At 67.4% G+C, this 10,598-nt stretch carries 12 protein-coding genes; 5 read left to right on the plus strand and 7 right to left on the minus strand.

Going from position 1 to position 10,598, the window contains the following annotated elements; all coding sequences use genetic code 11:
• Window positions 1-408: 408 nt before the first annotated feature.
• The 4 genes from ACFWMR_RS40610 to ACFWMR_RS40625 are packed head-to-tail and all read right to left on the minus strand — an operon-like array spanning window position 409 to window position 2,705.
• Window positions 409-1,038: a MarC family protein gene (locus ACFWMR_RS40610; RefSeq protein WP_016331481.1), complete on the minus strand. Its 630-nt coding sequence runs from the start codon at window positions 1,036-1,038 to the stop codon at window positions 409-411.
• Entirely contained in the window at window positions 1,035-1,898 is an 864-nt protein-coding gene (locus tag ACFWMR_RS40615; protein ID WP_378274638.1) for a PHP domain-containing protein, read from the minus strand. The genes ACFWMR_RS40610 and ACFWMR_RS40615 overlap by 4 nt, the downstream gene beginning before the upstream one ends.
• Before the next feature lie 51 nt (window positions 1,899-1,949).
• Entirely contained in the window at window positions 1,950-2,510 is a 561-nt protein-coding gene (locus ACFWMR_RS40620; RefSeq protein WP_016331479.1) for a PH domain-containing protein, read from the minus strand.
• A 24-nt stretch (window positions 2,511-2,534) separates the two neighbouring features.
• The gene (locus tag ACFWMR_RS40625; RefSeq protein WP_085939772.1) at window positions 2,535-2,705 is read right to left on the minus strand and encodes a hypothetical protein; all 171 of its coding nucleotides are present in this window, start codon (window positions 2,703-2,705) and stop codon (window positions 2,535-2,537) included.
• 177 nt (window positions 2,706-2,882) lie between these two features.
• On the opposite strand from ACFWMR_RS40625, the gene ACFWMR_RS40630 reads away from it, so the two are divergent.
• Complete coding sequence (locus ACFWMR_RS40630; protein ID WP_378382235.1) at window positions 2,883-3,311, plus strand: NUDIX hydrolase; 429 nt, start codon at window positions 2,883-2,885, stop codon at window positions 3,309-3,311.
• Window positions 3,312-3,418: 107 nt separating this feature from the next.
• On the opposite strand, the gene ACFWMR_RS40635 is transcribed toward ACFWMR_RS40630, so the two are convergent.
• Window positions 3,419-4,522 carry a DUF2332 domain-containing protein gene (locus tag ACFWMR_RS40635; RefSeq protein WP_378382236.1) on the minus strand — a complete coding sequence of 368 codons (1,104 nt, stop codon included), beginning with the start codon at window positions 4,520-4,522 and terminating at the stop codon, window positions 3,419-3,421.
• 26 nt (window positions 4,523-4,548) lie between these two features.
• The gene (locus ACFWMR_RS40640) at window positions 4,549-5,127 is read right to left on the minus strand and encodes a MaoC family dehydratase (protein ID WP_378382237.1); all 579 of its coding nucleotides are present in this window, start codon (window positions 5,125-5,127) and stop codon (window positions 4,549-4,551) included.
• A gap of 250 nt (window positions 5,128-5,377) precedes the next feature.
• On the opposite strand from ACFWMR_RS40640, the gene corA reads away from it, so the two are divergent.
• The 3 genes from corA to ACFWMR_RS40655 all read left to right on the plus strand — a co-directional run bounded on the left by corA (window position 5,378) and on the right by ACFWMR_RS40655 (window position 8,127).
• Window positions 5,378-6,466 (plus strand): magnesium/cobalt transporter CorA, encoded by a 1,089-nt coding sequence (gene corA / locus ACFWMR_RS40645; protein ID WP_093933761.1) that lies wholly within the window; start codon window positions 5,378-5,380, stop codon window positions 6,464-6,466.
• A gap of 177 nt (window positions 6,467-6,643) precedes the next feature.
• Window positions 6,644-7,291: a metallophosphoesterase family protein gene (locus ACFWMR_RS40650; protein WP_378382238.1), complete on the plus strand. Its 648-nt coding sequence runs from the start codon at window positions 6,644-6,646 to the stop codon at window positions 7,289-7,291.
• Window positions 7,288-8,127, plus strand: coding sequence for a chromosome partitioning protein ParB (locus ACFWMR_RS40655; protein WP_378382239.1), 840 nt, complete (start codon window positions 7,288-7,290; stop codon window positions 8,125-8,127). The genes ACFWMR_RS40650 and ACFWMR_RS40655 overlap by 4 nt, the downstream gene beginning before the upstream one ends.
• Window positions 8,128-8,208: 81 nt before the next feature.
• Here the strand turns inward: ACFWMR_RS40655 and ACFWMR_RS40660 are convergent, their stop codons facing one another.
• Complete coding sequence (locus ACFWMR_RS40660; RefSeq protein WP_378382240.1) at window positions 8,209-9,732, minus strand: MFS transporter; 1,524 nt, start codon at window positions 9,730-9,732, stop codon at window positions 8,209-8,211.
• 122 nt (window positions 9,733-9,854) lie between these two features.
• Between ACFWMR_RS40660 and ACFWMR_RS40665 the strand changes: the two genes are divergently transcribed.
• Entirely contained in the window at window positions 9,855-10,532 is a 678-nt protein-coding gene (locus ACFWMR_RS40665; protein WP_093933757.1) for a TetR/AcrR family transcriptional regulator, read from the plus strand.
• Window positions 10,533-10,598: the final 66 nt, after the last annotated feature.

The raw sequence follows: 10,598 nt of genomic DNA on the forward strand, positions 1-10,598 counted from the left end.
TCGGGCGGGTGGGAGCGCGAGGCGGGAGGAGCAAGGGACCTTTGGTATCGCCGCACCGCTGGGTCAGGTACATGAAGGCCCCCTTCACTGCGCCTGGCTCCGTGAAGGACCCCTTCATGTACTTGGGGCGTTGTGAAGGGCGAGTTTCCTCGGCTGAGCCGCGTGAAGGGGGCCTTCACGCGCGCCCGCTGTGACATGTGGGGTTTCTGGGGCGCCTGAGGTTCCTGTGGCGCCTGGGGCGGAGCGGCGGTCCGTGAAGGTCGCCTTGAGGAACCCAGAGTCCGTGAAGGCCCCCTTTACTACCTTCAGGGTAGGCAAGGAGGCCTTCACGGACCTCCATCTCTCTCAACGTTGAGAGAAACGGTAGCAAGGGACCCTTGCTATCACCGCGCGAAAGTCGGGGGCCGGTCAGGTGCCCGAGATGAAGCCCTTCACCGAGTTCGCCACCAGTTCGACCGCGATGGCGGCCAGCAGCAGACCGGCGATCTTCGCCAGCAGCGTGATCCCGCTTTCCTTGATCAGCCGGATCACCACGCCCGAGTACCGCATGCACAGGTACAGCACGAAGTGCACCGTCACGATCGAAAGCGCGAGAGCCACGTACGCGCCGACGTGCCCGTCGGCCTGCCGCACGAAGACGATGGTCGCGGCGATCGCGCCCGGGCCGGCGAGCAGCGGCGTCCCGAGCGGCACGAGCGCGACGTTGACGTCGTCGCCCGCCGCCTCGGCCTCGCCGCCGGTCTTGCCGGTCAGCAATTGCAGCGCGATGAGCAGCAGCAACAGCCCGCCCGCGCCCTGCAACGCCGGGATCCCGATGCCGAGATACGACAGGATCGCTTGTCCCGCAACGGCGAACAGCGAGATCACCAGCAGCGAGACCAGCACCGCCTGCCGCGCGGCCTTGGCGCGGAACGCCACCGACTTGCGGCCGGTCAGGCTCAGGAACACCGGCACCGTGCCGGGCGGGTCCATGATGACGATCAGCGTGATCGTCGCGCTCATGAACAGCCGCGCGTCGAAGAAGTCCGTGATCGTCACCGCGTCACGACCTGATACCCGGTCGACCGCGCGACGAGTTCTTCGAGCGCGAGCGGGTCGGTGGTCTCGTCGCCGAGATCGATGGTCTTGTTCGTGCCGTGGTAGTCGCTCGACCCGGTGCGCACGAGCCCCAGCTCCCCCGCCAGCCCGTGCAGCCGGACGCGGGTCTCCTCGTCGTGGTTCGGGTGGTCGACCTCGACGCCGGTGAGCCCGTGCTCGGCCAGTCCGGCCAGTACGTCGACGGTGATGGTCGCGCCTCGCGTGTAGGCGAAAGGATGCGCGATCACGGTGACGCCGCCCGCTTCCGCGATCATGTCGATCGCGTCCTCCACGAGGGTGTCCTGCCGCGCCACGAAGTACCCGCTCCCGTTGCCGAGGTAGCTTCCGAAGGCCTCGTTCACCGACGAGACGACACCGGCCCGCACGAGGGCCTGCGCGAGGTGCGGGCGTCCGGCCGAACCGTCTTCGGGCAGCAGCGACATGACCTCGTCGGGATCGACCGGCAGGCCGTCGGCCGCCATCCGCTCGGCCATCACGCGCAACCGCCAGCGCCGCTCAGACCGCAGCCGGGTCTGCTCGGCGACGACCGCCTTCGACTCCGGGTCGAAGAGGTACGCGAGCAGGTGGACACTGACGTGCCGCCCGGACACCGGATCCACGGAGATCGTGGACAGCTCGGCGCCGGGCACCAGGGAAAGCCCCGGCGGGAGTGCCTCGGCGGCCGGGGCCCAGCCGGCCGTGGTGTCGTGATCGGTGATCGCGACTACGTCGAGGCCCGCCTTCGCGGCGGCGGCGACCAGCCCGGCAGGGCTGTCGGTACCGTCGGAGGCGGTGGAGTGGGCGTGCAAGTCGATGCGCATCGCCGCTCAGTATCGACGATGCTCCAGGTCACAGCGACTCCGGGACCTGGGCTAACCGACCTTCTTCTTGCCGCGCGCCGCACGCTGCGCCTTGATCATGGAGAAGCGCTCGGCCTGCTTCTGCTTGTCGCCGAAGACGAGCTCGGAGATGGTGTCGTAGAACTCTTCCGGCTTCGGCAGGTAGTCGATGCGGTTCAGCGCCTGGATCTGACCGGCCGACTCGACCACCATGGTCCCGTACCCCATCATCCGGCCCCACGCCGAACGTTCGTAGGTGAGGTCGGTGACCTTGGTGATCGGCATCATCAGCACTTTGGTCGTGTAGACGCCGGTGGTCATCACGAACCGCTTGTCCGTGACCACCAGCCGCTCGACCCACCACTCCATCACCACGTACGCGAAGCGCAGGATGACGAGCAACGCGGCGTACCAGAGGATGTTCTGGATCACCCACGCGGCGGGCGGCAACAGGTAGGACACCAGGACGCAGATGGCCAGCAAGGCCACCGCCTCGAAGGTGTCCCACAACAGCACAGCCCAGTGACGGCGGATCCTGATGACCCGTCGCTCGGTGTCGAGGAGATACTCGTCTGGATCGCGTGGGGCGAACATACCGATAGAGTATCCGCTCCCCCGCTAGCTGAAGACGTTGCTGACGAAGGTGATCACCGATTCGGCCGAGTCACGCAGGAAGCCGATGATGTTTCCCACGAGGCCCGCGGCCTGACCTGGCTGCGCGATCACGAAGAACAGCACCAACGCGATTCCTGCGAAAGTGAGTAGCTTTTTCGCGTTCACGGCGATCAATCCTGTCTCTTACGGTGACTGACTGCGGATACTGGCTATTCATTTTGTACCGCACCTTCCACCGGCGCGGGAGGGAAGTCCCGCGCTTGGGTCAGCCGGCGAGGTGAAGTGTACCGTACGGCTACTCTCCGTGTACAGGACAGCCGTTGTCAGGAAGCCGGTGTCTACCATTCGGGAATGAACACCGTTTCGGACAGCACCGTCCGCTGTGTCGGCGGCATCGTCCACGACCGACTGGGCCGGATTCTGCTGATTCAGCGCGCGAATGAACCCGGACGTGGACTCTGGTCGGTCCCCGGCGGCCGCGTGGAACCAGGCGAAACGGACGAAGTGGCTGTCATTCGCGAGATGCGCGAAGAGACCGGTCTCGACGTGATGCCGGGCACATACGTCGGCAACGCCGTCCGCGGCCGGTACGACATCCACGACTACGCCTGCACGGTCACCGGCGGCACTCTCCGTGCCGGTGACGACGCCGCCGACGCCCGGTGGATCGACGCCGAAACCTTGATCGAACTCGACAAAGGCGGCCGGTTGGCCGAACTCTTGTTCGTCACTCTCCGCGACTGGGGAGTGCTGCCGACCGGGCCCCGCTCGCAGGCTTGACACGTGTCGTGTCCGAATCGGCGAATGCCGCGGGGATAAAGCACCGGGTGAGGTGAAAATTATCCTCCCCGATGCTTTCCCGACATGTCCGGCGGTCGCGCGAAAAGCTAAACCGCGAGCCAGGTCATCCGCTGTCCGTGCGGAGCCGTCCTGGCCAGCGCACGCACGTCCGGGACGCCATCGTCCCAGCGGACCAGCCCGAGCACGGCCTGGTCCGCGGGTTCGGCCAGATCGGTCCTGCCGGGCACCAGCGGTTCCAGCGCGGCGGCGTAGAACTCCTCGCTGACCCACCACAGCGGCCGGGACGCGGCGAGTTCCCGCAGCGCGTCGAGGAAGTCCACCCGCCGCTCCCCCAGGTACGCCAGCACATGGCTGGTCAGCACGACGAGCGGAGCGTCGGCGGGCAGGGTGGCGGCCGCCGACGCGAGATCGTCGACGGCGTCGCCGGTGATCAGTTCCGGCCGCTGTTTGCCCTGCGCGGCCGCGGCCGTGCGCAGGAGCCGGATCCGGTCGGGCTGGTCGGCCCAGACACAGGCTTCGAGCCAGGCCAGCTCGTCCTCGTCGGCGAGGTCGACCGGAGCGCGGTCGAGACCGGCGCGGGCGGTGATCGTCAGCTTCTTCGGCACCTTCGGCGTGACGGCGCCGATCGCGAGGTCCAAGGCACAGTGCAGGCCGACGGCAGTCTTCGCCGGCCCGGCGGTGAGCTGCTCGCCGCCGTCGCACTGGTAGCGGTAGGCGTATTTGTCCAGGCCGAGGAGCAGCCCGGCGCTACAGCCGACCTCGAGCAGCGCGATCTTGCCGCCCGCCTCCTTCGCCGCCGCCGTCACCGCGGGATAGAGCAGCGCGGCGCGGCGGACCTCGTTGGTCTGTGTGTACCGCGAGGCGATGATCGCCCTGGCCTTGTCCGCCCGTTCCAGCAGGAACGAACGAAAGAGCGGCCACGTCTCCGAGTCCACGCCGTCGAAACCGCCGACGGACGGGTAGTACCGCGAGAGCGGGTGGATCGGGTCGGCCTGGATGAGCCGGTGCGCCGTCGCCATCAGCAGCGTTCCGCGCGCTTCACCGCCGCGGGCGTCCGTCAGCAGCCCGGCGACGTCGTCGTCCTCGGCCGCCTTCGCCGCCAAGTGCTCGTACAACGGCGAAACACCGGCCGCCTCGACCGTCGCGAACTTCCGCAGGCGGCGTTTGATCTCATCCAGCCCGATGGGCATCGACGCGCTCCCTCTCCTGACAGTCGTTATTCGTGCGGCACGGGACGACCTGGCTGCTCGCCGCCCCTGGCGTCACCGTAGGACCGCTTCGGCACCATCACCTTGCGACGGAACACACACACGATCGTGCCGTCCTGCTTGTAGCCGCGGGTCTCGACGTAGACGACGCCGCGGTCGTCCTTCGACTTCGACGGCGTCTTGTCCAGCACCTCGGTCTCGCCGTAGATGGTGTCACCGTGGAAGGTCGGCTTCACGTGCTTCAGCGATTCGACCTCGAGGTTCGCGATGGCCTTGCCGGACACGTCGGGCACCGACATGCCCAGCAGCAGCGAGTAGATGTAGTTGCCGACCACGACGTTCTTGCCGAAGTCGGTGGTCTCCTCGGCGTAGTGCGCGTCGAGGTGCAGCGGATGGTGGTTCATGGTGATGAGGCAGAACAGGTGGTCGTCGTACTCGGTGACCGTTTTGCCCGGCCAGTGCTTGTAGATGGCACCGACCTCGAACTCTTCGTAATAGCGACCGAACTGCACCCATTCCTCCTGCACGAGTAACGCGGCGTGAGCCTGGGACGACAGGCATTCGTGTTGAGGAGTACCCTCGACCATTGGTGTCAGGTCGTCAACGCGACCCACACCACTGCGTAACCGTCCGCCGAGCCGAAGGAGGTGAGGAACCCGATGTCCAGTGGCGATAGTCCGCTTCCTAGTAGTCGCAGCGTTTCCGCCTTCACATCTCGCCGGATCCCCACCTGGCAGGGCTGACGAAACCGGGAACGCTGGCCTAGCCGAGCGGCCCCCCGACCGCTTGGCCCGTCGTCTTCGCGCACAACGCACGACGTCTGCCCAGGAGATCCCCATGCCTGCCATTCCCTCGCTCGGCGGCCTTCGCGGCCGGAGCAACGGCCGCGCCAAGAGCGTTCCCGAACGCCCGCTGCCCGTCCCCCTTTCGGCGTACGTCGTCGACTGCGCGGTGTACGTGGAGGGCAAGCGCCTGCCCGGCCGCTGGACGCACGCCGAGGCGATCAAAGAGGTGCGCAAGCGGCACGCGGGGTTCGTCTGGATCGGCCTGCACGAGCCGGACGCGGTGCAGATCCAGGGTGTCGCGGAGACCTTCGGCCTGCACGAGCTCGCCGTCGAGGACGCGCTCGAAGCGCACCAGCGGCCCAAGCTGGAGCGCTACGACGACACGCTGTTCATGGTGCTGAAGACGGTCCGCTACGTCGAGCACGAGTCGCCGACGACGGCGAACGAGATCGTCGAGACCGGCGAGCTGATGGCTTTCCTCGGCCGCGATTTCGTGATCACCGTGCGGCACGGGAACCACTCGGGGCTCGCCAGGCTGCGCCGCGAACTCGACCAGGACCCGGAGCGGCTCGAACTCGGGCCGTCCGCGGTGCTGCACGCGATCGCGGACCACGTCGTCGACCACTACCTGGACGTGACCACGCGGATCGAGTCGGACATCGACGAGATGGAGACCCAGGTCTTCGCGCCGCGGTCCAAGGTCAGCGCCGAGCAGATCTACTTCATGAAGCGCGAGGTGCTGGAGCTGCGGCGTTCGGTGATGCCGCTGGGGACACCGTTGCAGCGGCTGGCCGAGGGCTACACGCGGCTGATCCCGGACGAGGTCCGGTCCTACTTCCGTGACGTCTCCGACCACTTGACGACCGTTTCGGAGCGGGTCGCGAACTTCGACGAGCTGCTGACCACCCTGGTGGACGCGACACTGGCGAAGATCACGCTCCAGCAGAACACCGACATGCGCAAGATCACCGCGTGGGCGGCGATCATCGCGGTCCCGACGGCGCTGGCCGGCATCTACGGGATGAACTTCGACTACATGCCGGAGCTGCATTGGCGCTTCGGCTACCCGCTGGCGATGACGATCATCTTCGGCGTGTGCATCCTGCTCTACCGAATATTCCGGAAGAACCGCTGGCTCTGACCTTTCTTCCCTTTCCGGTAGTTCTGGAGTTCCTCATGCCAAGGATGCTGACCAACCTCAAGTTCTGGGCCCTCGCCTTCTGCCTCGTCTGGCTGGGCATCGTGATCGCCATCATCGCCAAGGACCCCGCGTTCGCGCACGGCCCCAAGTAGCGCTTCCGGCATTACGCTGGAGCGTGTGAAAGCGCTGGTCGTCGCGGACGAGGTCGAAGAGCGGTTGTGGACGTCCGCCGTCCACAACCACCCCGCCGACCTTGTGATCGGTGCCGGCGACCTGCCGTACGCGTACCTCGAATTCCTGGCGAGCGCGCTGGACGTGCCCTGCGTGTTCGTCCCGGGCAACCACGATCCCGACCTGTCCGGCTACACCCGCTACGGGGGACTGTCCATGAAGGACGGTTTCCCCGCGGAGTGGCCGGGCCCGGCGGGCGGGGTGAACGCGGACGGCCGGATCGTCGACATCGGCGGGCTCCGCTTCGCCGGGCTCGGCGGTTCCGTCCGCTACAACGACGGCCCGAACCAGTGGACGCAGCGCCAGCAGGCCCGGCGTGCGCGTCGGCTGGTGCGCCGGGCCGGGTTCCGCCGACGGCGGGACGGGCGGGATATCGACGTCCTGCTCACCCACGCACCGCCGCGGCACTGCGGCGACCGCGAGGATCCGCCGCACCGGGGGTTCGACTGCCTCCATCGCACGATCGAGTTGTTGCGCCCGAAATGGTTGCTGCACGGGCACATCCACCCGCACGGTGAACCCGTGCCGGACCGGATGGTCGGCGGGACGACGGTACGCAACGTCGTCGGGCACCGGATCATGGAGTTACTGTGAAGGACACCGGTTTTCCCAGGGCTGACGCGGAACACGACTTCCTCCGCGCACGACGGCGTCAGGTGTTGTCGCGGCTGGCGAACTGGCTGCGCGGTGAACCCGACGACGTCAACATCATGCTGCCGTTCCACGAGGTGGTCGACGCGCTCGGCTATCTCGGCGAGCGGAAGATCGGGGCGCGGGTGATCCGGCTCGATTCGATCGTCGGCAGTGTGGACCGCGGCCGGGACTTCGACCGCCGCTTCCGCCCGACGTCGGGCCGGGTCCGCGAACGCTGGGAACGGCTCGCGCTGGCGACCAGGCGCGGCGAGTCGATCCCGCCGATCGCGGTGTACCGCGTCGGCGAACTGCACTTCATCATCGACGGGCACCACCGCGTTTCGGTGGCGCACGCGATGCGACTGTCCACAATAGAGGCGATGGTCACCGAGGTCCGGACCAAACTGGACCCGAGCGGGATCCGGTATCGCGGCGACCTGATCGTGAAGGACTACCGGCGGCTGTTCCTGGAGCGCGTCCCGCTTTCCGGGCAGTCGCGGGCTTCCGTGGTGTTCACGGATCCGTGGGACTACGCGCGGCTCGGTGAGCACGTGGAGGCCTGGGGTTTCCGGCTGATGCAGGACGAAGGGACCTTCTCGGACCGCGCGACGCTGGCGCAGCGGTGGTTCGACGAGGAGTTCGGGCCGGTGGTGGCGATGCTGCGGCAGGCGGACCTGATCGGCTCGCGGACCGACGCCGAGGCTTACCTGTGGGTCGCCTGCGAACGGTACCGGCTGATCCGGACGCACCGGTGGGACGACGAGGTCTTCGAAGCCGTGCGGTCACAGTCCCGCTGACGCTCCCTCCGCGCGCGTGTCATGAGGGGTCCCCATAGGACAACTTTCGTCCCATGGGGACCCCTCATGACACTTCGCGGCCTACATGTGCACGGCGACCGGAGCACCCTCCGAAGCGCCTTCAGGAGCGCGAGCCGGGGCGCCGGACCGCAGCAGCAGCCCGCAGATCACCGCACCGATGACGAAGATCCACCCGCCCCACACGAAAGCGGTGGTGTAACTGTGCACCGCCGCTTCGGCCGCGAGCTGCGGCGTCGGGACCTTCCCGACGAGGAACGACGTCGCCGCGTTACCGGCCAGCGTGCTCAGCAGCGCGGTCCCGATCGAACCGCCGACCTGCTGCGCGGTGTTGACCGCCGCCGACGCGACACCGGCGTCGTGCGTGTCGACGCCGAAGGTCGCGACGCTCATCGCGGGCGCCATGGCGAGGCCGATACCGACGCCCATGACCATCAGCGGGAACAGCACCCCGCTCGCGTACGTGCTGCTGGTGTCGATGGCCGAGAGCCAGAACAGCCCCGCTCCGGCGATCAGCATTCCCAGTGACACCAACGGTTTCGCGCCGAACTTGGGCAGCAGGATCGCCGTCGCCGACGTCGCGCTGGCCATCAGGGTGGCCACCATCGGCAGGAACGCGACCCCGCTCTGCACCGGCGTGAACCCGAGGTTCAGCTGGATGTAGAAGGTGAGGAACAGGAAGATCGAGAACATCCCGATGGCGAGCAGGAACATCGCGAGGTACGAGCCGCCGCGGTCGCGGTCGAGCAGCACGCGCAGCGGCAGGAGCGGGTGCTCGGCCCGCTGCTGGATCACCACGAACGCGGCGAGCAGCACGACACCGGCGGCGAGGAAGCCCCACACCGAGATCGAGGACCACGAGTCGCGCTCGGCGTTCGCGAAGCCGTAGACCAGCGCGAACAACCCGGCCGACGCGGTGATCGTGCCCGGGATGTCGAGCTTCGGGCGCGGGCCGTCGGTCTCGGAGTTCTTCAGCAGCACGAACGAACCGGCGAACGCGATCACCGCGAAGATGATGTTGACGTACATCGACCAGCGCCAGTCGAGGTACTCGGTCAGCACGCCGCCGAGCAGCAGGCCGATCGCCGCCCCGCCACCACCGATCGCGCCGAAGACGCCGAAGGCCTTGCCGCGCTCCTTCGGGTCGGTGAAGGTCGTGGTCAGCAGCGAAAGGGCCGCCGGGGCGAGAAGGGCACCGAAGACACCCTGCGCGGCGCGGGCCACGAGCAGCATTTCGATGCTGCCGGCGGCGCCGCCGATCGCGGACACGATGGCGAAGCCGGCGAGCCCGACGAGGAACGCGCGTTTGCGGCCGAAGAGGTCCGCGAGCCGCCCGCCCAGCAGGAGCAGGCTGCCGAACGCGAGCGCGTAGGCGGTGACGACCCACTGACGGGCGTCGTTCGAGAAACCGAGGTCCTGCTGCGCCGACGGGAGCGCGATGTTCACGACGGTGGCGTCGAGCACCACCATCAGCTGGGCGAGACCGATCATCACCAGGATCAGCCATCTCCTGGCGTGGTGCGGGTTGGGGTGCTGCGCGGCCGCGTCCCCCGGCGGCGTGGCGACAGCGGTGGATGACTCAGACATACGGGCGGTTTCCTCACCGATAGTGACGAAGAGGCTATGTGGAGTAGGTATCTCCTCTTTCGCCGCCCAAGGTACACAAGAAGTGGAGAACTGTCCTCTACTTCATTTGTTAAGCTGGACGAATGGCTCGGGACCTCGCTCCCGCCGCACCGGCGCGGCCGTTGCGGCGCGACGCTGAACTCAATCGGCAGCGCATCATCGCGGCGGCACGCGATGTCTTCGGCGAGCGCGGACTCGAAGCGACTCTCGACGACGTCGCGCATCACGCCGGCGTCGGCGTCGGCACCGTCTATCGCCGTTTTCCGAGCAAGGAACACCTGGTCGAGGCCATGTTCGTCGACCAGTTCGAGACGATCCGCGAGTTCGCCGAAGAGGCCCTTCGCGCCGAGGATCCGTGGGACGGCTTCGCCGATTTCACCTGGCGCGCGGCCGAACTCCACGCCGGTGACCGCGGGTTACGGGAAGTCATGCTGTCGAACGTCTTCGGCCAGGAACGCGTCGCCGAGGCGAAAGCACGCATGGTGCCGTTGATCACACAGCTCGTCGAGCGGGCCCAGTCGGCGGGGGTCCTCCGCGCGGACATCGTGCCGACGGACATGCCGCTGCTGCACCAGATGATCGGTTCGGTCATCGAGTTCACGCACGGTATCCAGCCGGACCTGTGGCGCCGGTGCCTCGCGATGCTGCTCGACGGCCTTCGCGCCGAACCCGGCCGTGCCACCCCGCTGCCGCATCCGCCGCTGGACGTCGAGGCGCTGGAGGAAGTCATGTGTTCCTTCCGCCTGCCCAAACTGCGTTGACCCGCCGCGTTTAGTCCTCTGGATGCGGTAGTTGCGTGAGCAACGTACTCTTCGTTTGGACTAAAC

Origin of the sequence: Amycolatopsis thailandensis, from assembly GCF_042723255.1 — a bacterium.
Lineage (GTDB): Bacteria > Actinomycetota > Actinomycetes > Mycobacteriales > Pseudonocardiaceae > Amycolatopsis > Amycolatopsis thailandensis.

Bases quoted from the DNA above. Each gene is read 5' to 3' on its own strand.
- ACFWMR_RS40615 (WP_378274638.1), bottom strand. From the start codon at position 1,898: ATGCGCATCGACTTGCACGCCCACTCCACCGCCTCCGACGGTACCGAC.
- ACFWMR_RS40620 (WP_016331479.1), bottom strand. From the start codon at position 2,510: ATGTTCGCCCCACGCGATCCAGACGAGTATCTCCTCGACACCGAGCGA.
- ACFWMR_RS40630 (WP_378382235.1), top strand. From the start codon at position 2,883: ATGAACACCGTTTCGGACAGCACCGTCCGCTGTGTCGGCGGCATCGTC.
- ACFWMR_RS40635 (WP_378382236.1), bottom strand. From the start codon at position 4,522: ATGCCCATCGGGCTGGATGAGATCAAACGCCGCCTGCGGAAGTTCGCG.
- ACFWMR_RS40640 (WP_378382237.1), bottom strand. From the start codon at position 5,127: ATGGTCGAGGGTACTCCTCAACACGAATGCCTGTCGTCCCAGGCTCAC.
- corA (WP_093933761.1), top strand. From the start codon at position 5,378: ATGCCTGCCATTCCCTCGCTCGGCGGCCTTCGCGGCCGGAGCAACGGC.
- ACFWMR_RS40660 (WP_378382240.1), bottom strand. From the start codon at position 9,732: ATGTCTGAGTCATCCACCGCTGTCGCCACGCCGCCGGGGGACGCGGCC.
- ACFWMR_RS40665 (WP_093933757.1), top strand. From the start codon at position 9,855: ATGGCTCGGGACCTCGCTCCCGCCGCACCGGCGCGGCCGTTGCGGCGC.